The sequence below is a fragment of the Pseudomonas subflava genome (assembly GCF_023823685.1).
Taxonomy (GTDB): Bacteria; Pseudomonadota; Gammaproteobacteria; order Pseudomonadales; family Pseudomonadaceae; genus Aquipseudomonas; species Aquipseudomonas subflava.
Genome location: NZ_JAMXBF010000013.1, coordinates 247,465 through 270,908, shown reverse-complemented (window position 1 = coordinate 270,908; position 23,444 = coordinate 247,465). Strand labels below are relative to the sequence as shown.

General features: G+C 62.6%; 22 protein-coding genes. 19 read left to right on the top strand and 3 right to left on the bottom strand.

The window, feature by feature from the left end; genetic code table 11:
* Positions 1-38: 38 nt before the first annotated feature.
* The 14 genes from waaF to NF616_RS18365 all read left to right on the top strand — a co-directional run bounded on the left by waaF (position 39) and on the right by NF616_RS18365 (position 14,583).
* Positions 39-1,076 (top strand): lipopolysaccharide heptosyltransferase II, encoded by a 1,038-nt coding sequence (gene waaF, locus NF616_RS18430; RefSeq protein ID WP_252275015.1) that lies wholly within the window; start codon positions 39-41, stop codon positions 1,074-1,076.
* Positions 1,073-2,077, top strand: coding sequence for a lipopolysaccharide heptosyltransferase I (gene waaC / locus NF616_RS18425; protein WP_252275013.1), 1,005 nt, complete (start codon positions 1,073-1,075; stop codon positions 2,075-2,077). The genes waaF and waaC overlap by 4 nt, the downstream gene beginning before the upstream one ends.
* Positions 2,077-3,198 carry a glycosyltransferase family 4 protein gene (locus NF616_RS18420; RefSeq protein WP_252275011.1) on the top strand — a complete coding sequence of 374 codons (1,122 nt, stop codon included), beginning with the start codon at positions 2,077-2,079 and terminating at the stop codon, positions 3,196-3,198. Before waaC ends, NF616_RS18420 begins: the two co-directional genes overlap by 1 nt.
* On the top strand, positions 3,195-4,010 hold the full coding sequence (gene rfaP, locus NF616_RS18415; protein ID WP_252275009.1) for a lipopolysaccharide core heptose(I) kinase RfaP: 816 nt from the start codon (positions 3,195-3,197) through the stop codon (positions 4,008-4,010). The genes NF616_RS18420 and rfaP overlap by 4 nt, the downstream gene beginning before the upstream one ends.
* Positions 4,007-4,744: a lipopolysaccharide kinase InaA family protein gene (locus NF616_RS18410; RefSeq protein ID WP_252275007.1), complete on the top strand. Its 738-nt coding sequence runs from the start codon at positions 4,007-4,009 to the stop codon at positions 4,742-4,744. Before rfaP ends, NF616_RS18410 begins: the two co-directional genes overlap by 4 nt.
* The gene (locus NF616_RS18405; RefSeq protein WP_252275005.1) at positions 4,741-5,484 is read left to right on the top strand and encodes a lipopolysaccharide kinase InaA family protein; all 744 of its coding nucleotides are present in this window, start codon (positions 4,741-4,743) and stop codon (positions 5,482-5,484) included. Before NF616_RS18410 ends, NF616_RS18405 begins: the two co-directional genes overlap by 4 nt.
* Entirely contained in the window at positions 5,484-6,905 is a 1,422-nt protein-coding gene (locus NF616_RS18400; RefSeq protein ID WP_252275003.1) for a lipopolysaccharide kinase InaA family protein, read from the top strand. The genes NF616_RS18405 and NF616_RS18400 overlap by 1 nt, the downstream gene beginning before the upstream one ends.
* Before the next feature lie 138 nt (positions 6,906-7,043).
* Positions 7,044-8,813 (top strand): carbamoyltransferase family protein, encoded by a 1,770-nt coding sequence (locus NF616_RS18395; protein ID WP_252275001.1) that lies wholly within the window; start codon positions 7,044-7,046, stop codon positions 8,811-8,813.
* 3 nt (positions 8,814-8,816) lie between these two features.
* Entirely contained in the window at positions 8,817-9,920 is a 1,104-nt protein-coding gene (locus NF616_RS18390) for a polysaccharide pyruvyl transferase family protein (RefSeq protein ID WP_252275000.1), read from the top strand.
* Between the two features lie 37 nt (positions 9,921-9,957).
* Positions 9,958-11,106 carry a glycosyltransferase gene (locus NF616_RS18385; protein WP_252274998.1) on the top strand — a complete coding sequence of 383 codons (1,149 nt, stop codon included), beginning with the start codon at positions 9,958-9,960 and terminating at the stop codon, positions 11,104-11,106.
* A complete protein-coding gene (locus NF616_RS18380; protein ID WP_252274996.1) occupies positions 11,103-12,011 on the top strand; it encodes a DUF6625 family protein in 909 nt (302 codons plus the stop codon). The genes NF616_RS18385 and NF616_RS18380 overlap by 4 nt, the downstream gene beginning before the upstream one ends.
* Positions 12,008-12,919: a glycosyltransferase family 2 protein gene (locus NF616_RS18375; RefSeq protein ID WP_252274995.1), complete on the top strand. Its 912-nt coding sequence runs from the start codon at positions 12,008-12,010 to the stop codon at positions 12,917-12,919. Before NF616_RS18380 ends, NF616_RS18375 begins: the two co-directional genes overlap by 4 nt.
* On the top strand, positions 12,912-13,700 hold the full coding sequence (locus NF616_RS18370) for a glycosyltransferase family 2 protein (protein WP_252274993.1): 789 nt from the start codon (positions 12,912-12,914) through the stop codon (positions 13,698-13,700). The genes NF616_RS18375 and NF616_RS18370 overlap by 8 nt, the downstream gene beginning before the upstream one ends.
* Before the next feature lie 28 nt (positions 13,701-13,728).
* Positions 13,729-14,583 carry a glycosyltransferase gene (locus NF616_RS18365; RefSeq protein ID WP_252274991.1) on the top strand — a complete coding sequence of 285 codons (855 nt, stop codon included), beginning with the start codon at positions 13,729-13,731 and terminating at the stop codon, positions 14,581-14,583.
* On the opposite strand, the gene NF616_RS18360 is transcribed toward NF616_RS18365, so the two are convergent.
* A complete protein-coding gene (locus NF616_RS18360) occupies positions 14,580-15,824 on the bottom strand; it encodes a hypothetical protein (protein ID WP_252274989.1) in 1,245 nt (414 codons plus the stop codon). The two genes, NF616_RS18365 and NF616_RS18360, sit on opposite strands and share 4 nt — an antisense overlap.
* 76 nt (positions 15,825-15,900) lie before the next feature.
* Between NF616_RS18360 and NF616_RS18355 the strand changes: the two genes are divergently transcribed.
* From NF616_RS18355 to NF616_RS18335, 5 genes are all read left to right on the top strand, one after another.
* The gene (locus NF616_RS18355; protein WP_252274988.1) at positions 15,901-16,635 is read left to right on the top strand and encodes a lipopolysaccharide kinase InaA family protein; all 735 of its coding nucleotides are present in this window, start codon (positions 15,901-15,903) and stop codon (positions 16,633-16,635) included.
* 118 nt (positions 16,636-16,753) lie between these two features.
* Positions 16,754-18,565, top strand: coding sequence for a lipid A export permease/ATP-binding protein MsbA (gene msbA / locus NF616_RS18350; RefSeq protein ID WP_252274986.1), 1,812 nt, complete (start codon positions 16,754-16,756; stop codon positions 18,563-18,565).
* Positions 18,566-18,613: 48 nt separating this feature from the next.
* Positions 18,614-19,543, top strand: coding sequence for a glycosyltransferase family 2 protein (locus NF616_RS18345; protein ID WP_252274985.1), 930 nt, complete (start codon positions 18,614-18,616; stop codon positions 19,541-19,543).
* The gene (locus NF616_RS18340) at positions 19,540-20,676 is read left to right on the top strand and encodes a glycosyltransferase (protein ID WP_252274983.1); all 1,137 of its coding nucleotides are present in this window, start codon (positions 19,540-19,542) and stop codon (positions 20,674-20,676) included. The genes NF616_RS18345 and NF616_RS18340 overlap by 4 nt, the downstream gene beginning before the upstream one ends.
* Positions 20,669-21,529 (top strand): glycosyltransferase, encoded by an 861-nt coding sequence (locus tag NF616_RS18335; protein WP_252274981.1) that lies wholly within the window; start codon positions 20,669-20,671, stop codon positions 21,527-21,529. Before NF616_RS18340 ends, NF616_RS18335 begins: the two co-directional genes overlap by 8 nt.
* A 79-nt stretch (positions 21,530-21,608) precedes the next feature.
* Here the strand turns inward: NF616_RS18335 and NF616_RS18330 are convergent, their stop codons facing one another.
* Together NF616_RS18330 and NF616_RS18325 are read right to left on the bottom strand one after the other, a co-directional pair.
* Complete coding sequence (locus NF616_RS18330) at positions 21,609-22,268, bottom strand: lipopolysaccharide kinase InaA family protein (protein WP_252274979.1); 660 nt, start codon at positions 22,266-22,268, stop codon at positions 21,609-21,611.
* Complete coding sequence (locus NF616_RS18325; protein ID WP_252274977.1) at positions 22,265-23,386, bottom strand: O-antigen ligase family protein; 1,122 nt, start codon at positions 23,384-23,386, stop codon at positions 22,265-22,267. Before NF616_RS18325 ends, NF616_RS18330 begins: the two co-directional genes overlap by 4 nt.
* Between the last annotated feature and the right edge of the window lie 58 nt (positions 23,387-23,444).

Below are 23,444 nucleotides of genomic sequence, written 5' to 3'. Positions count from 1 at the left end.
GGGAGGCGTGAGCCTCCCCGCTCATTTCCGGAGTCGTGATGAGAATACTGATCGTGGGCCCGAGCTGGGTCGGTGACATGGTGATGGCGCAGACCCTGTTCGTCTGCCTCAAGCAACGCCACCCCGGCTGCGAGATCGACGTGCTGGCGCCCGAGTGGAGCCGGCCGATCCTCGAGCGCATGCCCGAGGTGCGCGCGGCGCTGAGCTTCCCGCTCGGCCATGGCGTGCTCGACATCGCCACCCGCCGCAAGATCGGCAAGTCCCTGACCGGCCGGTACGACCAGGCGATCCTGCTGCCCAACTCGCTCAAGTCCGCCCTGGTGCCGTTCTTCGCCGGCATCCCCAAGCGCACCGGCTGGAAGGGCGAGATGCGCTACGGCCTGCTCAACGACATCCGCAAGCTGGACAAAGAGCGCCTGCCGCTGATGATCGAACGCTTCATGGCGCTGGCGTACGAAGACGGTGCGGAGATTCCCAGGCCTTACCCGCAGCCGCGTCTGGTGATCGATGAGGCCAGCCGCGCCGCGGCCCTGGCCAAGTTCGGTCTGTCCCTGGATCGCCCGGTGCTGGCGCTGTGCCCCGGTGCCGAGTTCGGCGAGGCCAAGCGCTGGCCGGTCGAGCATTACGCCAAAGTTGCCGAGATCAAGATCCGCGCCGGCTGGCAGGTGTGGCTGTTCGGCTCGAAGAACGATCATCCCGGCTGCGAGGACATTCGCCACCGCCTGATTCCCGGGTTGCGCGAGGAAGCGGTCAACCTGGCCGGCGAGACCAGCCTGGCCGAGGCTATCGACCTGATGTCCGCCGCCGGCGCCGTGGTCTCCAACGACTCCGGCCTGATGCATGTGGCCGCCGCCCTCAATCGCCCGCTGGTGGCTGTGTACGGCTCCACTTCGCCGCAGTTCACTCCGCCGCTGGCCGATCAGGTGGAGATCGTGCGTCTGGGCTTGGAGTGCAGTCCTTGCTTCGACCGCACCTGCCGTTTCGGCCACTACAACTGCCTGCGCGAGCTCAAGCCGCGTCCGGTGCTCGAGGCGCTGGACCGCCTGGTCGGCGATCCCGTCGAGGTCGCCGGATGAGGGTGTTGCTGATCAAGACGTCGTCCCTCGGCGACGTGATCCACACCCTGCCAGCGCTCACCGACGCGGCGCGGGCGATTCCCGGCATCCAGTTCGACTGGGTGGTGGAGGAGGGCTTCGCCGAGATCCCGGCCTGGCACCCGGCCGTGGCCCAGGTGATCCCGGTGGCCATCCGCCGCTGGCGCAAGCACCTGCTGCAGACCTGGAAGAGCGGCGAATGGAAGCGTTTCAAGCAGCGCCTGGGCGAGGTCGACTACGACCTGGTGATCGATGCCCAGGGCCTGTTCAAGAGCGCCGTGCTGACCCGCTATTCCAAGGCGCCGGTGGCCGGCCTGGACCGCGACTCGGCACGCGAGCCGATCGCCTGCCGCTTCTACGATCATCTGTACCCGGTGCCCAAGGAGCAGCATGCGCTGGAGCGCACCCGTCAGCTGTTCGCTCAGGCCCTGGGTTACGAACTGTCCGAGACCATGGGCGACTACGGCCTGGATCGCGCGGCCATGGCCGATGCCGCCGCGCAGCCGTATCTGCTGTTCCTGCATGGCACCACCTGGGCCAGCAAGCACTGGCCCGAGGCCGAGTGGCGCGCCCTGGCCGAGCGCATGGCCGCGCAGGGCTGGGCCATCCGCCTGCCCTGGGGCAACGAGACGGAGCGTGAGCGTGCCCAGCGCATCGTCGCCGGCATCGACAATGCCGCCGTGCTGCCCAGGCTGAACCTGGCCGGCGTGGCCAAGGTGATCGCCGGCGCCACCGCCTGCGTGGCCGTGGACACCGGCCTCGGCCACCTGGCCGCGGCGCTGGATGTGCCGACCATCTCCCTCTACGGCCCGACCCTGCCGGGCAAGGTCGGCGCCTACGGTCGCGGCCAGGTGCACCTATGCGCCAGCGGCCCGGGAGCCGGTGAGGGCGATCGGCACAAGCCCTGTTTCGACGGCCTTGACGCCCAGCGCGTGGGCGATGCGCTGAACACCATGCTGCTGGCGCAGCAGGAGTCCGTGTGATGCAGCTGGCCTTCGTGCTCTACAAGTACTTCCCCTTCGGCGGCCTGCAGCGCGACTTTATGCGCATCGCCCTGGAGTGCCAGGCGCGTGGCCACGCCATTCGTGTCTATACGCCGATCTGGGAGGGTGAGATTCCCGCCGGTTTCGATGTGCGCGTGGCGCCGATCAAGGCGTTCTTCAACCACCATCGCAACGAGCGCTTCAGCGCCTGGCTGGCCGCGGATCTGGCGCGCGACCCGGTGGAACGGGTCGTGGGCTTCAACAAGATGCCGGGCCTCGATGTTTACTACGCCGCCGACGGCTGCTACGAGGACAAGGCGCAGACCCTGCGCGCGCCGATCTACAAGCGCTGGGGCCGCTACAAGCACTTCGCCGACTACGAGCGGGCGGTGTTTGCTCCCGAGTCGAAGACCGAGATCCTGATGATCTCCGAGGTGCAGCAGCCGCTGTTCATCAAGCACTACAAAACGCCCGAGGCGCGCTTCCACCTGCTGCCGCCGGGTATCGCCCAGGATCGCCGCGCCCCGGCCAATGCCGCCGAGATTCGCGCCGAGTTCCGTCGCGAGTTCAAGCTAGCGGATGACGACCTGCTGCTGGTGCAGATCGGCTCCGGCTTCAAGACCAAGGGTCTGGACCGCAGCCTCAAGGCCCTGGCCGCGCTGCCGCGGGCGCTGAAGCAGCGTACGCGGCTGATCGCCATCGGCCAGGACGATCCCAAGCCCTTCCTGCTGCAGGTCAAGGCGCTGGGGCTCAGCGATCAGGTGCAGATACTCAAGGGGCGCAGCGACATTCCGCGCTTCCTGCTCGGCGCCGACCTGCTGATTCACCCGGCTTACAACGAAAACACCGGCACCGTGCTGCTGGAGGCCGTGGTTTCTGGCCTGCCGGTGCTGGTCAGCGAGGTGTGCGGCTACGCCCACTACATCGCCGAGGCCGACGCCGGCCGCGTGGTGCCGGCGCCGTTCGCGCAGGACGAGCTCAATCGCATGCTGGCCGAGATGCTCGGCGACGACGCGGCGCGGGCGAAGTGGGGCGCCAACGGCCTGGCCTTCGCCGATACCGCTGACCTGTATTCCATGCCGCAGCGCGCGGCCGACGTGATCCTGGCGGAACGCGCATGAAGCTGATCCTCGCCGAGCCATTCAAGTCGCTGTGGGCCGGGCGTGATGCCTTCGCCGCCGTGGAGGCCTTGCAGGGCAAGGTCTACCGCGAGCTGGAAGGGCGCCGCACGCTGCGCACCGAGGTCGAGGGGCGTGGCTACTTCGTCAAGATCCACCGCGGCATCGGCTGGGGCGAGATCGCCAAGAACCTGCTCACCGCAAAGGCGCCGGTGCTCGGCGCCGGCCAGGAATGGCGCGCGATCCAGCGTTTGACCGAGGCCGGCGTGCCGACCATGACCGCCGTGGCCTATGGCGAGCGCGGCGGCAACCCGGCGGCGCAGCATTCGTTCATCGTCACCGAGGAACTGGCGCCGACCACCGACCTCGAGCAACTGACCCTGAGCTGGGCCGAGCAACCGCCTGCGCCGCGCCTCAAGCGCGCGCTGATCGCCGAGGTGGCGAAGATGGCCGGCACCATGCACCGCGCCGGGGTCAATCATCGCGACTGCTACATCTGCCACTTCCTCGTGCACACCGACCGGCCGATCAGCGCCGACGACTTCCGCCTGTCGCTGATCGACCTGCACCGCGCCCAGGTGCGCGCCGCCACGCCGCTGCGCTGGCGCAACAAGGACCTGGCCGCCCTGTATTTCTCGGCCCTCGACATCGGCCTGACCCGGCGCGACAAGCTGCGCTTCCTGCGCGCCTATTTCCAGCGTCCGCTGCGCGACATCCTGCGCGACGAGGCGGCGCTGCTGAGCTGGCTGGAGCGCAAGGGCGAGCGCCTGCGTGAGCGCTACCTGCGCAAGTACGCGCCAGGAGCTTCGCGGTGAGTGGCTGGCGTCTGACCGAGGAGGCGACTGACGCGCTCGCTCGGGAGCTCCCCGGACTCGAGCAGGTGTTCGCCCTGGAAGGCGAGCAGGTGACGCGCGACCCGCTGTCCGAGGTGATCCTGATCGAGCGCGACGGCGTGCGTTACTACGTCAAGCGCTACTGGGGTGCCGGCAAGGGGCTGCGCCGCTACATCGGTCGCCCGCGGGTGAAGGCCGAGTGGCAGAACCTCAGGCATTTCGCGCGGTGGGGCATTCCTACCGCGCCCATCGTTGGCTACGGGCTGGAACGCAAGGCCGGCGCGTTCGTGCGCGGTGCGTTGATCACGCGTGAGCTGGTGCAGACGCGCGACCTGGCGGTGATGGCGCGAAGCGCTGACGAGCGGCTGCGCGATGCCGGTTGGGTGGACGGTGTCAGTCGACAGCTGGCCAGGGCGACCCGAGCCCTGCACGACCATCACTTCGCCCATAACGATCTGAAGTGGCGCAACCTGCTGGTCAACCAGCAGGGCGAGCTGTTCTTTATCGATTGCCCGACCGGCGCCTTCTGGTGGGGGCCGTTCCTGCGCTATCGCATCGTCAAGGACCTGGCCTGTCTGGACAAGGTGGCCAGCAAGGTGCTGTCGCGCAGCCAGCGCCTGCGTTTCTACCGGCAGTACAGCGGTCGCCAGCGCCTGAACGCCGCCGACAAGCGCCAGGTCAGGCAGATTCTGAAGTTCTTCGAGGGCAGGGAATGAGCGATTTCATCGCCGCTGAGGATCGGGCATTGCTCGAACGCCATGGATTGGCCAGCTACGACGCCCTCTGGGCGCTCGAGCTGGAGGCGGTGGACGAACCCAATTGCGAGCGTGGCGGCTGGAGCAGCGTGTATCGGCTGGACCTGGGCGAGGCCGCCTACTACCTCAAACGGCAGAGCAATCACCTGGCCCGCAGCATTCTGCGGCCGCAGGGTGAGCCGACCTTCGCCCGGGAGTTCCGCAATATCCACCGCTACGCGGCGCTGGGCATTCCCGCTCTGAAAGCCGCCTTCTTTGGCGAGCGGCGTGTGGCCGGTGAGCGTCGGGCCGTTCTGCTGACCCGGGCACTCGACGGCTGGCAGGATCTGGACCAGTGGCTGCAGGACTGGCCGCGTGTGACCGAGGTGCGCCGCGCCGCCATTCTGCGCGCCTGCGGAGCGCTGGCCAGGCGCCTGCATGACGCGGGTCAGAAGCACGGCTGCTTCTATCCCAAGCATATTTTCCTGCGTGAGACGCCGGACGGGTTCGAGGCGCAGCTGATCGACCTGGAGAAAACCCGTCCGCTGCTGCTGGGCGAGCGCGACCGTGTCAAGGACCTCGAGCCGCTGCTGCGCCGAGCCAGTGCCTGGAGCGAGGCCGAGGTGCGCCAGTTGCTGGCCGCCTATCTGGGCGAGGGCAAGGATCTCGAGCGCTGGAGCCGGCGCCTCGGCGCCCGTCGCCAGCACAAGGAGTCGCGCTGATGCGCTTGCACGAACTGCGGCAGGCGGGGCGCGAGCCGAACCTGCCGCTCGCGCTGGAGCTGAACGGCGAGGCCCTTGCGATGGAGCGCCTGCTGCGTGTGCTGCCGGGCCAGCGATACGTCGGCCTGGCCCGCTGGCGCGGGCGTGCGGTGCTGGCCAAGCTGCTGGTCGGGGACAAGGCCGAGCGACACTTCCGGCGCGAGCTGAACGGTGCGCGACAGCTCGCCGAGCAGGGCCTGGTCACGCCGTCGCTGCTGGCGGACGGCTTCGAAGCCGGCGAGGGCGGCTGGTTGCTGTTCGACTACCTGGACGATGCCGAGAGCCTCGGCGACGCCTGGCGTGCGGTCGAGCGCGAGCCGCTGCTGGCGCAAGCGCAGCAGGCGGTTCTGGGTGAAGCGCTGGCGGCAATCGCGCAGATGCATGCCTGCGGGCTGTGGCAGGACGACCTGCACCTGGACAACCTGCTACGGCACGAAGGCTTGCTGTATCTGATCGACGGCGGCGGCGTGCAGGCCGAGGCGGCCGGCCAGCCACTGTCCCGGCAGAGGGTGCTGGAGAATCTCGGTGTGTTCTTCGCCCAGCTGCCGGCCGAGCTGGAGCCCTTTATCGAAGAGTTGCTGGTGCATTACCTGCTGGCCAATGCCGAGCATGCCTTGCCGTTGGAGGCTCTGATGAAGGAAGTGGCGCGGGTACGCCAGTGGCGCCTGCGCGACTACCTGAAAAAAGTCGGGCGCGACTGCAGCCTGTTCGCGGCACGCATCGGTGCCTTCGGCCTGCGCGTGGTGCGCCGCGAGCACGAAGCCGAACTGGCGCCGCTTCTGGCGGACCCGGACAGGCATATCGCCGCTGGCCAGTTGCTGAAGGACGGCGGTAGCGCGACGGTGGTCTGCCTCCACTGGCAGGGTCGTCCGCTGGTGCTCAAACGCTACAACATCAAGGGCTGGCAGCACTGGCTGAAACGCTTCTGGCGCCCGAGTCGCGCCTGGCACAGTTGGGTCGAGGGCCATCGCCTGGAACTGCTGGGCATCGCCACGCCCAGGCCGCTGGCGGTGGTCGAGCGACGCTGGTGCTGGCTGCGGTCCCGCGCCTGGCTGGTCACCGACCATTGCGCAGGCGAGGACCTGACCACGCGCTTCGCCGCCCATGTCGACGGCGTGCCGCCGGAGGTCGAGCTGCAGGCGCTGGACCGGCTGTTCGCCGCGCTGATCCGCGAGCGCATCAGCCATGGTGACTTCAAGGGCACCAACCTGTTCTGGCACGAGAACCGCTGGAACCTGATCGACCTGGACGCCATGCACCAGCACGCCGATCAGTCCGGCTTCGCCCGCGCCTATGCCCGCGACAGGGCGCGCTTCCTGCGCAACTGGCCGGCCGAGTCCGCCCTGTACCGTCTGCTGGACCAGCGCCTGCCGCGACTGTAGCGCGACCGCGCGGTCGGCACCGGCGATACCCGCGGCCGGAGTCTGTCGTTATAATCCCCGCCTTTGCGTGGGCGAAACCGTTCGCCCCTCCACTTTCCCGGCGGCCCAGCCCGCCCGTAGCTGTAAGAGGCTTTTCCCGTGGCATTGACCATTCTCGGCCTGTCCGGCGCACTCAGCCATGACCCGTCCGCCGCCCTGTACATCGACGGCAAGTTGATCGCGGCGGTCGAGGAAGAGCGCTTCGTGCGCGACAAGCATGCGAAGAACCGCATGCCCTACGAGTCCGCCAAGTTCTGCCTGGAACAGGCCGGGATCAAGCCTTCCGACGTCGACGTCGTGGCCATTCCCTTCGCCCCGATCAGCCTGTTCGGCAAGGCCCGCTGGCACTACGCCAAGCGCTACTGGTACGCCCCGGACCGTTCGCTCGACGCGATCCTGATGGGCAACCGCCGCTACAAGCGCTACCACAAGAAGATCCAGTGGTGTCTGGAGCAGCTGGGCTTTGACCTGAAGAAGGTCAAGATCGAGCCGGTCGAGCACCACCTGGCCCACGCCTCCAGCGCCTACCACTGCTCGGGCTTCAAGGAAAAGACCGCGATCCTCGGCATCGACGGCAAGGGCGAGTACGCCACCACCTTTTTCGGCTACGGCGAGAACGGCAAGATCCACAAGATCAAGGAGTTCTACGACCCGGATTCGCTCGGCGGCCTGTATGGCGCGATCACCGAATTCCTCGGCTTCGAGATGCTCGACGGCGAGTTCAAGGTCATGGGCATGGCGCCCTACGGTGACGCGGCCAAATACGATTTCTCTCGCCTGGCCAAATTCGAGAACGGCGAGCTGATCATCAACACCGACTACGCCAACGTCATCGGCTTCCGTCGCTATAAGGAAAACGGCAAGGGCTATTACTTCTCGCCCAAGCTGATCGAGTGGCTGGGGCCGAAGCGCCAGGGCGACATCGCCGACGACCCCTACATCCACTACGCCGCCAGCATGCAGGCGCTGTTCGAGAAGCTGGCGCTGGAGATGATGGAGTATTACCTCGGCGACATCCTCAAGGAGACCGGCAAGATCGCCTTCGCCGGCGGCTGCGCGCTGAACGTCAAGCTGAACCAGAAGATCATCGCCCGCGACGACGTGAAGGAGCTGTTCGTGCAGCCCGCCTCCGGCGACGCCGGTACCTCGGTCGGCGCCGCCGCCTATGTCTCGCACCAGCGCGGCGTGCCGGTGGAGAAGATGGAGCACGTCTACCTCGGCCCGTCCTACTCCAACGAGGACGTGATCGCCGCCTGCGCCCGCCACCCGAACAAACCCGTCTGGCAGAAGGTCGACGACGTGCCCGAGCGGATCGCCAAGATCATGGTCGACGGCAACCCGGTGGCCTGGTTCCAGGGTCGCATGGAGTTCGGTCCGCGCGCCCTCGGCGGCCGTTCGATCATCGGCTGCCCGAGCGTGCCGGGCGTGGCCGACCGCATCAACGAGCAGATCAAGTTCCGCGAGCGCTGGAGACCCTTCTGCCCATCAATGCTCGACACCGTCGCGGCGCAGATGCTCAAGGTCGACCATCCGAGCCCGTTCATGACTTTCACCTTCGAGGTCAACGAGGGGTGGAAGGAACGTGTCGGCGAAGTGGTGCACGAAGACGGCACCTCCCGCGCCCAGGTACTGGAGCGCCGCTTCAACCCGCGCTGGTACGACCTGATGCTCGAACTGGAGAAGCTGACCGGCAACGGCGTGTCGCTGAACACCTCGCTCAACCGCCGCGGCGAACCGATGATCTGCTCGCCGACCGACGCGCTGGACATGTTCTATGGCTCGGATCTGCAGTACCTGATCATGGAAGACATCCTGGTGATCAAGGACCAGGCCGGCCATACCGCAGTCGCCGTTGAAGCAGCGCAATAGCCGATGGCCCGACTGAAGGCGATTCTGTTCAACGACACTTCTTCGGAAGGGCATCACGGCTGCCAGCTGGTGATGCGGCAGATATTCACGCTGGCCGAGCGCGCGGGCATCGATATCCAGCGTGCATGTCCGATGTATCACGATTGGCAGACGGACCCGGACTTGCAGCGGGATATCCAGGCCGCCGATCTCTGCATCGTCAATGGTGAAGGCACGATGCACGACGATGCTCCGCTGGCGCTGCGTTACGGCGCCCTGGCCCGCTACTGCCAGGAAAAGGGCGTCCCCTGCTTTCTGATCAATTCGGTCTGGCAGAACAACGTCAAGCTGAACGCAGACGCGCCGTGCTTTACCGCCTTGTACATGCGCGACACGATGAGCCAGGCGGCATTGGCCGAAGTAGGGGTCGCCGCGCAGGTCGTGCCCGATCTGACTCTTTCCTACGAGCACACGCCGGCAGGGCGGTCGCGTCGGGGAGTGCTGGTCAACGGTAGTGTCATCGTCGAGCGGTTGCGCGAGGCCTGGCAAGCCAAGCTTGCGAACCCAGAGCTGCGCTACGTCAGCATTCGTACCGTGGCGCCCCTGCAGATGGGTAGAGGTTTCGACTTCTATCTGATGCGCAGCCTGCGCAAACGCCTCAAATCCTACAAGCGGATCGTCGCGAGCTATTTCTACCGCTATCCCGCCGACCTGCCGAAATCTCTGATCGACAGGCTGCGCTGGCGTTATTCCGTGTTGTCGACCGACCGTTTCCTGGCACTGCTGGGGCGCTCGGAGGGTGTGATTACCGGTCGTTTCCATCTGGTAACCCTGTGTTTGGTGACCGGCACGCCTTTTTTTGCCCTGCCTTCCAATACCCACAAGATCGAGGCGCTGCTGGCGCAGGCCGGGCTGGCTGGCCGCCTGCAGCCTTCCTACGAGCGGGCGCTGTCCGGCAGTGCTGGCATGGCCTTCAGCGAAGCTGAACTCGCCGGTATTGAGCGCTTTCTTAGGGAAAGCAGGGAGAAAGCCGCTGAGATGTTCGGAGCGATGGCGCAGCTCGCGAGGAATCACAGGGTGGCCGCCACCCTAACAGTCGCAGCCGTCAGCCACTCCCATCAGCAGTAGAGTCTTCTTCCATGAACGCTAGCAACGCAGACCAACAATGAGCGCTAGCAATATCACGCAGTCCTGGATTCTGCAGATTTGTCATGGCTATGACGGGCCGTTTCTGGACTGCGCTCGCCAATATGCCAGTCTGTTTTCCGGCACGCCGTACAAGGTGCTAACCGTGTACCTGACTGGGCGCGCCGATGCCGTGGTCGAAAAAGGTTCGGCGTCCGATGAGGTGGTTTTTCTCGGCTACGACTCGCGCGATATGCGCGGTCTCAAGCTGCGGGCCATTCGCGACATCCGGCGTCTGTCCCGCTCGCGCAGCTTCACACTGTGCATCGCGCACCGTTTCAAGCCTACCTATGTGGCCTGTCTGGCCACGGGGCTGCCGGTCATCGCCGTGAACCATGCCTTCGGGGTGTATCGTCGACGTGTCCGCCAGATATTCGCCCGCCTGTTCCGCCAGCGGCTGACGCTGCTCGGCGTCTCCAATGCGGTGCGTGACGACATCCGAACCTGCCTGCCCGGCTGGCTGATCGACCGAGTTGCCACCCTCTACAACAGGCTCGATGTGGCAGGCGCCGAGATGCATCTGGTCGAGCGGCGGGAAGCGCGTCTCGCGCTGGGCCTGCCCGAGGATGCCTGGGTCGTCGGCAACGTAGGGCGGCTGCATCCTGACAAGGATCAGGCAACGTTGATCAGGGGATTCGCCGCGGCCTTGCCGAGCCTGCCTGCGAACAGCGTACTGGCGATAGCCGGCAGAGGGCGCCTGGAAAAGACGCTGAAAAGCCTGGTTGCCGATCTCTCGATTGAAGAACGCACGGTGTTTCTCGGGCAGGTTCCTGACGTTCGCAGATACTTCCGCGCCTTCGATGCGTTCGCCCTGAGTTCGGATCATGAACCATTCGGCATGGTGCTGCTCGAGGCGATGGTGGCAGGGGTCCCGGTCATCTGCACGAGCTGTGGTGGTGGTCGCGAAGTGGCCGAAGGCGTCGGTTCGCTGTTCCCGCTGGGGCGCCCCGATAAGCTGGCCGAATGCCTGATCGAGCTTTCGCGGCTCTCGCCCGAGGGGGCTCGAGAGATCCGCCAGGCGATGCGGCAGCGTCTGACGGAGCACTTTTCAGATAGGGCGGTCAGGCAGCAGTTTTGGGCGCTACCGGCCGTGAAGAAACTCATGGATCAATCTGGATTTTGTGAATGAAGGAGCAACACGCTCAGGAAGGCGGCGCCCCCAGCATCCGCTTCCTCATCCCCTATTTCGGCCGCTGGCCGTTCTGGTTCGAATTCTTTCTGGAGAGCTGTCGCCGCAACCCCAGCATCGACTGGCTCTTGTTCACCGACTGCCCCATCCCCGATGACGCGCCCGGCAATGTGCAATTCACCCGCATCGGCTTCGACGAGTACTGCGAGTTGGTCTCTGCGCGCCTGGGCATCGACTTCCGGCCTCGTGACCCCTACAAGCTGTGCGACATCAAGCCTGCTTTAGGGGCAGTGCATGCCGACGCGCTGGCGGGATACGATTTTTGGGCGTTCGGCGATATCGATGTCGTTTACGGGGATCTTCGTCGGTACTTCACGGCGGATCGCCTAAGTCGCAAGGATCTGTTCGCCACCCATCAGCGTCGAATTTCCGGGCACCTCTGCCTGCTGCGTAACACGCCGCGCATGATCAATGCGTTTCGCCGCATTCCGCGCTGGCAGCAACGCTACGAGGATCAGGCTCATCAGGCACTGGACGAGGGCGCCTTCAGCCGTATCTTCATCCGTCACAAGAACTGGCCCGAGCCCTTGCAGCGCTTCGCGGCCCGCTTCAACACCTGGAACCGGCAAAGCGAGTTCATGGAAGCCCACAGCACCTACACCCTGCACGAGGACGGGCGCCGAGTGGTGCCCGAAACCTGGTTCTTTCGAGAGGGTCGCCTGACCAACAGTGAGCAAGGGGGCACCGAGCTTCCTTATCTGCATTTCATGGTCTGGAAGAACAGTGCCTGGAAGGGCGTATCGCCAGATGTTCTGCTCGGGCCGCCGGGCCTGCCCAAGGCGGACGCCTGGCAGATTGGCCCGCAAGGTTGGCGAGCGTTGCCGGTCGAGGAGAGGGTTCAATGAATGCCCACGAGCCGCTTATTTCGGTCCTCGTACCTTGCTACAACTACGCCTCGTATGTAGGGGAAGCCTTGCGTAGCGTGCTGGAGCAGGACTATCCGAACTTCGAGCTGATCGTCGTCGACGACGGCTCTACGGACGAGAGCGTGCAGGTCATCGAGCACACCTTGCAGGCCTGTCAAGGTTCGAGCAGGGTGCGTCGCCTGCACTTCGTCAGGCAGGCGAACCAGGGCGTCAGTGCCGCGCTGAATGCCGGGCTCGCACTGGCGCAAGGCGTGTTTGTCGCGACATTCGATGCCGATGATGTGATGCCGGCGGGTCGGCTGGCGCTGCAGGCCGCCTACCTGAGCGAACATCCGGAGGTGGGCTGCCTCGGGGGCGTTGCGATTCGTATAGACGAGCAGGGCGCTGTGCTGCCCAAAAAGGACAAGCAGCGGGGCGTTCGGCGCTACGATTTCGCTCAGGCCTTGGCGGCTGCCCTGGTGGTTGGCGGCAATATCGCGGTTTATCGACGCGACGCGATGGTCGCGGTGGGAGGCTATGACGCCACCATTAAGGTGCAGGATTTCCAGATGACCTTGAAGGTGGCGCAGGCGGGCTACTTCGTCGATATCCTTCCCGATGTCGTAACGCTCTACCGCAAGCATGCCAACAGCTTGTCCAAGAACTACAAGTCCGAATACGACTACGGTCTGCAGGTCATCCAGGCCTATCGGGAACATCCGGCCTACGGTTCGGCCAAGGCCAGGCTGATTACCAAGGCGCTGCGGATGGCGGTCACCGACGACAAGCCCTATGCGTGGGGCCTGCTGCGTCAGGTGCCTTTCAAGTATTGGGACAAGCAGCTATTGAAACGGATAAGGCACTTGCTGTTGAAGAAGAGCAATGCCGTGGAGAAACGCCATGCTTGATTCGCAGAGCAGCCCGGCTGTCATGGACGTGGTCATCCTGAGTTTCGCCAAGAATGACGAGCTTCGACGCATGACGGAACACTGTCTGCGCACGCTTCTGGCTTCGGAAGATCCTGCTGCGATCGAGTTTCGGGTCAAGGTCATCGAGTCCAACCATGCATCGCCGGTCTACGACTTCGAGCGCGTCGAGACGCTTTATTTACCGCCTCCCTTCAATTACCACCGTTATATGAATCGAGGCATCGCCGCGGGTAACGGTGCTTTTGTGGCGATCTGCAATAACGATCTGGAATTTCATCCGGGATGGGCGTCGAGTCTGCTCAAGGCGTTTGCGGAAGACCGGCAGTTGGTCAGTGCGAGCCCAGTCTGCTCCCGGCACCATCCCCCCAGTGGCTTCCCGCTGAATAGCGGGCTTTATTATGGCTATGGAGTCCTGAAGGAAATATCCGGTTGGTGCCTCGTTTTCCGACGCAGCTTGCTGGATGTCATCGGTAAGTTGGATGAGCGATTCTATTTCTGGTACGCCGATGATGATTATGCGCTGACGCTTCAATCCCACGGTCTCAAACATGCGTTGGTGTCAACGGCCGTCGTCGACCATCTCGACAGCCGAACATTGGCAACCCACACTTCCGCCAGGCAGTGGCTGATGACAAAGCGCGCCAAATACATATTTGAAGAAAAGTGGAAAGGAAGAAGCTGGAGCTATTTGCTGCGTAAGCGCCTCAAGCTCTACCTGAAATTTCCGCTCTATTATTTGGGTTTGAAGAAAATCAAATGATCGTTCATCGCGCTTTACGAGGCTCTGCTTGATATCAATCGTCATATGCAGCGTGCAACCCGAGCGCCTGCAGGCCGTCGCTGCCAATATCGCCTCGACTATCGGCGTCGAACACGAGCTTATCGCCATAGACAACAGAGTCGAGGGGCGCGGGCTGTGCGAGGTGTATAACGAAGGTGCATCGAGTGCGAGCTACGACTTCATCTGCTTCGTGCACGAGGATGTCGAATTTTTGAGTGAGGGTTGGGGCGTGCGAGCGCTCGCTCATTTCACTGCCGATGCGGATCTCGGGCTGGTCGGTCTCGCGGGGAGCCGATACAAGGCGAAAGTGCCGTCCGGCTGGCACTGTGGCGATAAGCGCGATATCTGCATCAACATCCTTCACGGCTCGAGCCGCGAAGCTGCGGTGACGGGATTCTGCAAGCCAGAAGCCCTTGCGGACGCGAGCAGTATTCCCGTCGTGGCGATCGATGGCGTATGGATGCTCGTCCGGCGCTCTGTCTGGTCCGCGGTTCGCTTCGATGAGGCCCGCAAGGGCTTTCACTTCTACGATGTCGATTTCAGCCTGCGGGTATCCCAGGCAGCTAAGGTCGCGGTGATCTACGACGTCGATCTTCTGCATTTTTCCCTCGGCAGCTTCGGCGAGGCTTGGGCTTCAAAGGCGCTGGATTATGCGGCCAGCCCACCTTTCCCTTTTCCGGCAGGCGTGAGCGGAGCAATCAAAAACGGCCGTAGTAAGGAAATTCTCGCCGTGCGCTACTGGTTGCGCCTGCTCAGGCGTGCGCGCCTGCCGCTGCCGCTGCGTCTCCGCTGGCTCAAGGCCTCTGGCGTGTATCGATATCCCTCCCAGTGGCGTTTTGCGCTCAGGTTCCTCCTGAGTTAATTGCCGTCTGCAGCAATGATGTCTGCATAACGAAATATGGACGCGCCCAAGACAAAGTCGGCGAGAGCCTGCGTCGAGACAGGGTGCTGAGCCAGCGCGATCAGTTGCTCGACATTGGAAAAGTTGGGCAGATCCCCCACCTCGAGATTCAGGCTGGGCGCGAGATAAAGCGCGCAGGGGATATCGAACAGCGTCGCCTCGAACAAGCTGGTCGTATTGAAGCCTACTGCCAGATCGTATCGTTGCTGGGTAAGTGTTTGTGCCAGCGTCTCGTTGGTATCCAGTATCGCATTGCGGGGTAGTGCTTCTCTGATTTCACGACTGTCTGCCAGCAATGGGTGCAGGCGAATCGTGAGTTCATAGTCGCTCGGTAGATCACGCAGTAGATGAAGTAGAGCAGTACAATCTTGCACATAACGCTTGCCAGGCAGTAGGCAAACGATTCGGGTCAAGTCGGATTGGTGCGACTTGCTGATAGGTGCACTACGCTCGATAGAGTTGATATAGCCGGCTACGGTTATATTGAATTCAGGTGTTCTGCCCAACTCACGATGAAATTCCATTATTTCGTTACGGCAGAAATCACTCCAAACAAGCAGTTCCTGCGCAGTGACGTTGTCATAATTAATGATGTCGATAGGGCGTTCATGGCGATAACGGTGATAGAGGCCGTGCTGTAGTGAATAGGTCTTGATGTCCCGCTGCCGGCACATATTGACTAGAAAGCACTCCGGAATATTGGCGCTGTTGTAGCTTACCACGGAGGTTAATCGGTCGAGTATTTTTGCCTCTTTTATAGCTTTTACATGTTTTATGCTGTGGCAGAGTGCGCAAAAGATATAAATGCGCTCGAGTAGTGATTGTTTGCACTGAAGTGTGATCCTCAGTGCCGCACCCATGGCTCTCCAATCCAAAGACTTGCAGGAGTCTTTCTTGATGTCAGGGAGGAAGTTGATGTTTAGCTTTTTCTTCCGGGAAATTTCCTTGGCGATGCTCAGTGCGAGTTGCGCTTGATCCTCTCTGTCGCAATGCCAGATAAAAGCGTCCCCCTTTAACGTATCCCGGCAGCTGTACCGCGGAGTGAGCGTGATCAACTTGAGAGCGCGGCGGATTTTCTTTCTAACGGGTCGGTGATCGAAGAAAATATGCGCCAGCAATGCCGCGGTTGGGTTACAAATGTCGTATCCGCCATGGCTGGCGAGTCTTAAGTTTTCTTTTGTCTTGGCGTAAAGTTCGTACATGATGCAAAGGTTCCTGCCATCGCTGCGCTGCAAGCGTCACGCGTCAATAAGATTCATAATATAAAAGGGCTTAGGTGTGGGGAAGTTGGTTGTTTTTCAAAAAGATGATTTAGGGCAGAGTCAGATTCGGGCGTTGACCCAGGTGTTTCAAGGACTGGTCGATTTCTCGCCGGGCAGGGCCGTTGCCAAGATTCATGGTGAGGACGGGGCGGTCTTCGTCAAGCGCTATCGTAGGTCAATGAAGCCTTGGTGGAAGAGACTCTTTCGCAAGCCATACCATTCTCCACTGTTTGACGAGGCGACCGTCTTAGCCAAGCTGCATGAGCTTCGTTATCCGTCTCCCGAGCCCCTCATGTATACCGAGTCCCATCGTCCCGGCTTCCACGAGAGCTTGCTGTTGACTCGCCACCTTCCGGGAGTGCCATTGGCCACCCTCGCCGGCCAGGAATTGCGGTCGGGTGCGTGCCTGTCGCTAGCGCTCTTGGGGCGTTTGCATGCCCTCGGTATCGCTCATGGCGATTGCAATCCGTATAACTTTTTGATTGACACGGAAGCCTATGTGCTGGATTTCGAACGCTCAGTGGCGTTTACGGAAGCCGGAGGCATCGAGGATTTCAAGAAGATTATGTTGCGCCTACGTGCCTTGGGTTTAGGCAACTCGGACATGAACGCAGCCGCCACAGCCTATCTCGATAACGCAGGTGTAGCGACATTCGATGCGCATGCACTGCTAGCGGAGTGGCGTGACGAAGTCCTCCTGGTAAAGCCGACGAGATGGCGGCCGCCTCAGGAACTGCACCTGCCTCGGTAGGGCTGGGCGACCGAGGCTGTTCATTGGAAAATGAGGCATGGGGCACTGGCCCTCATTTAATTTGGCTGCCGGGGTCCGAGTGATACACTTGCGTGCTTCGCTCCAGAGCCAGTGTCTCATGTCTGATCCTCGCGTTAATCAGTCCTCCCTCTCCAGCTTCAAGCTCTACATGCGCTTGCTGAGCTACATGAAGCGCTACTGGCTGATGTTCGGGGTCAGCATGGTCGGCTACATCATCTTTGCGTCGACTCAGCCGATGTTGGCCGGTCTGCTCAAGTATTTTGTCGACGGTTTGGCCGACCCGCAGGCGGCTGCGGTCGATCTGCCGCTAGCGGGCGACGTCCACCTGCTTTACGGGGTGCCGCTCGCGCTTCTGATGATCACCGTCTGGCAGGGGATAGGGTCCTTTCTCGGTGGCTACTATCTCGCTCGCGTGTCGCTCGGTCTGGTGCAGGATCTTCGTATCGCGTTATTCAACAATCTGCTGACGCTGCCTAACCGTTACTTCGACAACCATGCCACGGGTTATCTGATTTCCCGCATCACCTACAACGTGGGCTCCGTCACCGGAGCCGCGACGGATGCCTTGAAGGTGATGGTGCGGGAGGGGCTGACGGTCGTTTTCCTGTTCGGATATCTGCTGTGGATGAACTGGAAGCTGACCATGGTGATGGTGGCGATCCTGCCGTTGATCGCACTGATGGTGAAGAGCGCGAGCAAGAAGTTCCGCAGCCAAAGCCGCAAGATTCAGAGCGCCATGGGCGAGCTGACCCATGTGTCGTCGGAAACCATTCAGAATTATCGAGTGGTACGCAGCTTCGGCGGTGAACGCTATGAACGCGAGCGCTTCCGCGAGGCGAGCGAGGACAGTACGCGCAAACAGCTGCGTATGACCCGCACCAGCGCAATCTATACCCCGACTCTGCAGCTGGTGAACTACGCCGCCATGGCATTCCTGATGTTCCTGGTGCTCTTTCTGCGTGGGGATGCGAGCGTGGGTGATCTGGTGGCCTATATCACGGCGGCCGGATTGCTGCCCAAGCCGATCCGTCAGCTGTCCGAAGTTAGCTCGACGATTCAGAAGGGGCTGGCCGGCGCGGAAAGCATCTTCGAGCAGCTAGATGAAACGCCAGAGCCCGACTCTGGAACTGTCGAAAAGGGTGACGTGCGCGGAACGCTCGAGGTGCGCAATCTCAGCTTCGTCTATCCGGGCACCGAGAAGGTCGTTCTGCAGGACATCAGTTTCAGTGTGGAGCCGGGGCAGATGGTCGCTCTGGTCGGCCGTTCCGGCAGCGGCAAGTCGACCTTGGCCAACCTGATACCCCGCTTCTACCAGCACACGGATGGCCAGATCCTGCTCGATGGAACCCCGGTCGAAGACTATCGCGCCGAGAACCTGCGTAAGCACATCGCTCTGGTGACGCAGCAGGTATCACTGTTCAACGACACGGTGCGCAACAACATCGCCTACGGAGATCTGCGCGATCTGCCGCGGGAGGCCATCGAGCAAGCGGCCCAGTCGGCCTATGCCAGCGAATTCATTGACCGCCTGCCGCAGGGCTTCGATACCGTCGTGGGCGAAAATGGCGTGATGCTCTCGGGCGGTCAGCGCCAGCGGCTGGCTATCGCACGTGCCCTGCTTAAGAGTGCGCCGCTGTTGATTCTGGACGAGGCGACCTCGGCCTTGGATACGGAGTCCGAGCGCTATATCCAGAGTGCGCTGGATACCGTCATGGAAGGGCGCACCACGCTGGTTATTGCGCACCGGCTGTCGACCATCGAGAAGGCGGATCTAATACTGGTGATGGACCAGGGGCGAATCGTCGAGCGCGGTACCCATGGGGAATTGTTGGCGGCAAATGGATACTATGCGCGGCTTCACGCCATGGGGCTGGATGATGAGCAGCCGCCTGTTCAGGCTGACGTCTGAGGCGTCTTTGAATACCGACCTGTTATTGCGTTAAGCGTTAGGTAGCCAATGGCTGATAAGCTGATCAGTGTGGTCATTCCGACTTACAACTACGCCTCTGTGCTGCCGCGAGCGGTAGGGTCGGTGATGGCGCAACTGTCGGATGCCGATGCCGAGTTGCTGGTCATCGACGATGGCTCCACGGATAACACTCGCCAGGTGATTGCCGAGCTGCGGGACCTGTATGGCGACCGCTTCACTGCCCTGCATAGGGAAAACGGCGGTCTGGCCTCGGTGAGAAATCACGGGATAGCTGCTTCTCGTGGCCAGTACCTCGTTTTTCTCGATGCCGACGATGAAATGCTGCCCGGCGCATTGGCTGCCTTGAGTCTTCATATCTCGCAGCAGCCGCACACCAGAATGGTCATCGCCGGTCATCACTCTGTGGCCTTCGACGGGCGAAAGTTCGAACATCCCGTGGGGCAACTGCCCGCTACGCCCGATGCACGTCTAATAGCTTACCTGTTCGACAAGACCCTCTCGCTGTGCAATGGCGCTTGTGCCATGCACCGAGAGGTATTCTCCGCGGGGGTGTACCCGGAGCGTATTCGTAATGCCGAGGACATCCCGGTGTTCGCGCAGGTGCTGGCACGTTTCCCCTGCACGGTGCTGAATGCGCCGATGGCGGCGATCTACAAGCATCCCACTAGCTTGCGGCGCAATCTCGACTACGCGCGGCAAACCGGCGTCGAGCTGGTCGATGAGGTGTTTTCGGAACGGCGGATGCCGGCAGATCACCAGCACCTGCGGCGTCGCTATCACGCTCAGCGTTGCCTCTCGCTCTTTCGCCTGTTCAGCACTGCGGAGCGCAACGCAGAGGCGATGAAGTTCTTTCGTGACGCCCTGAAAGCGGATCCCCGGGTGCTGCTGCGCTGGACTTACACACGTAAAGCGCTACGCATATTGCTGGGCTTGCGGAGCCGGAGGCGGCCCTCATGACGCGCCGTTTCAAAGTGCTGCAGCTGCAGAATCGCTACAACGTCAGCGCCGCCGACCTGGCCGAGCAGATCGTCAAGGCGCTGCCTGGCGAGCGATATGAAGTCACCACCGCCTTCCTGCGCGGGCGCCCCTCGGCCGATGAACCGCACAGTTGTGCGCCTCGTTCCGTGTATTTCGGCTTCAGCCAGGCGGCGACCAAGGGCATGCGTCTCAGAGTGCTGTGGGCGCTATACCGGCACTGTCGGGAAAACGATTACGATCTTGTGATCGGGCATCGTTTCAAGCCTATCAACCTGCTCATGCTGCTGAACCGGGTCTTGAGATTCCCCGCCTGCGTCGGTGTATTGCATGGCCTGGGCGAGTTTGACCGTCGCTATCGCCAATGGGTGACGCGAGGTCTGTTGACCGGGCAGTGGCGCTTCGTCGGTGTTTCCCGGGCGGTCAGGGAAGATCTGCTTGGTTCCAGCTGTGGAATGGAGCCGGGCAATACGGTCCAGATCAACAACGCCATCGATATCGAGCGGTCCGAGGCGTTGCAGCTGGACCGCGGCGAGGCCCGTGCGCGCTTGGGGCTGGAGGCATCCGCGTTGATCGTCGGCACCATAGGCCGCCTCGTGCCGGTCAAGGGGCATATCTACCTGCTGGAGGCGTTTGCCCGCCTGAAGCAGGAGTTCCCGGCGGCACAGCTCGTTATCATCGGTGACGGAAGATGCCGCGCCGAATTGCAAGCCTGCATCGACCAGCAAGGGCTGCAGGGCCGCGTACACCTGCCGGGTACACTGGATGACGCCCTGCAATACGTGAAGGCTTTCGATATCTTCATCATGCCGTCGCTGAGTGAAGGGCTGCCGCTTGCGCTGCTGGAGGGTATGAGTGGCCGACTCCCGGTCATGGGGGCATCCATCGATAGCCTGAAGCCGATCCTCCAGGATTGTGGCGGCCTGATGTTCGAGCCTGCCGACGTTCCCTCGCTGGAGCGGCAGCTGCGCAACATGCTCGGCCAGCCTGCCGAGGCGCGCGAGGCGATGGGCCGGCGCGCATACGACTATCTGCGCGGTTCACATGCGGTCGAAGATTTCCGGCGGCATTATCGCGAGCTGATCGAGCGGATGCTGGAGCGCCGTGATGTCTGACCAACCTCTGGTCAGCGTGATCATCGCCTCATATAACCATGCTCCCTACATCGAAGCGGCGATCGAGAGCGTCCTGTCTCAAGCCTACGCACCGATAGAGCTGCTGGTGGTCGACGATGGCTCCACGGACGACAGCGTCGCACGTATCCAGGCGCTGCAGCGCACGCACGGTTTTGACTTCCGGACCCAGGCCAACCAGGGGCTTGCACGTACGCTCAACGATTGCATCGCTCGCTCGCGCGGCAGCCTGATTGCGCCATTCGGTTCCGACGACGTGATGCTGCCCGGGCGCCTCGCCACCCAGGTGGCCTACATGCGAGACAAGCCGGAGGTCGGCATCTGTGCCGGCAACATCGCCCATATCGACGGTAACGGAGCCTCGCTGTCGAAACGAGACCGTGAGCGAGCCTTCCGTCGGCTGGATTTCGATGCCGTGTTTTGCGGCGATCAGGCGGGCGCGCCGGCGCCCACATTGCTCTTTCGGCGTGAGGCGCTTGAGCGGGTCGGCGGCTTCGATCCCAGCATTCGTCTGGAGGATCTGCTGATCGAACTCAAGATTACGCAGGCGGGTTACTTCATCGATGTGTTGCCGGACGTGTTGGCCCAGTATCGCGTGCATGGCGCGAATACCTACAAGAACCGGCGCTTCATGATCGAGACGGTCATGGCGACCTATGCGCGCTTCGCCGACCATCCTGCCTATCCACAGGTCTGTGCGCGCTTTCTGAATTCGATGCTGTTGAAATGCGCTCGCCAGGACAAGCCGCTCGCTCGCGAGCTGTTACGGCAACTTCCCCTGCGCCATTGGAACGCCAAGACGCTACGGGCGCTGGGGCGGTTGCTCTTCGCTTGAGCGCCGAGCGTCAGCTTTCGAGTTGTCTTAGCGAGCTTAGACCGAGTGCTTTCTGAGGCCAGGCTCGGCTGCACAGGCGTCAAGGGATTTTGATCGCCTGCAGCGCGCGCTCGAGCCTGTCCGCAAATATATCGCCGCAGCGTTGCCGATAGCCGGCCAGGAGCGCCGCTCTGTGCTGTTCGGCCAGCCAGCTCCGGTCTTCCGCATAGCGCAGCATGTGCTGAAGGTTGCGTGCGCGCTTCCAGTGGGAGAGCGCTTGCTTGCCGATCTGCATGTCGGACAGGTCGATCAATCCCAGCCTGTCATCTGGAAGGATGAGCACATTGCCCAGGTGCAGCGAGCGGAAATAGATGCCCTTCTCGTGCAATTCGCCGAGGAATGAGCCGAATCGTTGTACTTCCTGCTGGCGTTCGACTGCGGCAAGCGTCTTCCAGTGCTGGCGCAGTGTTTTGCCTGGCAGTGGACGGTAGCGGACGGCATTGAGTTGTCGTGCTGGAATGACCAGCAGGTCGGTGATGGCCGGCGCGACAAAACCCAGCGTTTGCAGCCGCTGCGCATTACGTGCGAACAGCTTGGCGGGCAGCGCCCAGAGTGCCGACGAAAGCAGGCGCTTGCGGCGATAGAGCTTGAGGAAGTCGCCATCCTTGAGGCGTGCCACCTTGACGCCGTAACCGTCTTGCTCGATCACCTCCGAGCCTTCGAGAAGGCTGTCGAGGTCCTTGTCGCGCAGCGTCCTCATCGCTCTGCGAGGCCTCTATGACTGATCGACAGTGCGGCGATCAACGACAGGGGAATCCAGATGATGAACCAGCTTTCATTGGGGCGGGCCAGGAAGTTGCTGCCCTCCGTCAACCCGGCGGCCAATCCGTAGATCAGCAAGGCCGACGCGATCTGGAAGCGGGGTAGGTGACGCTGGCGATAGCAGCGCCAGAGGCTGAGCAGGTGCATGCTCAGCCAGGCGATCAGGCCGACTATCCCGAGCTCCAGGAGCACTGCCAGTTCGACGTTGTGGGGGTCGGTCAGGGGAGTGTGCCCCGGCACATCGAATACGAAGCGGCTGTCATAGCCATGCCCGATCCAGAATGCCTCGAGGGCCTGACGCAGCGCGTCCGTCCAGAGCTCCGGACGGAACGAGACGCCACGCTGCAGCAGCCAGTCCGGTGCGAGCACAACGACGAGCGCGGTCACGGCAGCCAGCGCGCCTATCAATACCCGGCCTCGCTGCCAGGAGAAAAAAGTCAGCCAGCCGCAGACGATCACTAGGGCCATCAGCGAGGTGCGGGATCCTGTCGCCAGGCAGGCGGCGAGCAGGGGCGCCGCCAACAGCAGCGGGAGCCATTGTCGTTGCTCGTTTCGGCTGGCCCAGCTCGCCACCCAGAACGTCAGAAAGAAGCCGAACACGTGGGAGCTCAACAGGGAATTGCGCAATGCTCCCCCGCCGACCATGCGCACGCTCGGCGATGTCCACAGGTGGTAGGTCACGTTGATGAGCGCTGCCAGACTGGCGGCAATGGCGGCAAAGCGCAGCGCTTTCATCAGCAGCGCCTGGTCGCGCAGGGCGATCAATGTGCAGGATGCGATGGCCATGAATACATAGAGCGGCCGCTTTGCCAGGCTGGTGAGGCTGGAGTCGGAGGTCGTCCAGGTCAGACTCAGCAGCAACCAGGCGGCGAGGCCCAGGTAGGCGAGCACGATGGGCTCACGCAGCATTTCCCCCAGCACCCTGGGCGCGAGAATCATGGCCAGCAGAGCCGGGGCGGCCATGGCGGCGTAGTACACCTTGGTGTGGGCGCTGGGGTTCGGAAGCCAGAACAGCCCGGTCAAAAGCAGGAAGTAGCCGAGCGTGAGCCAGCGCATGCTGATGAAGTCGCTTAGCGGCGCATAGAGAGAGGGCAGGCGATGACTCGATGGATAG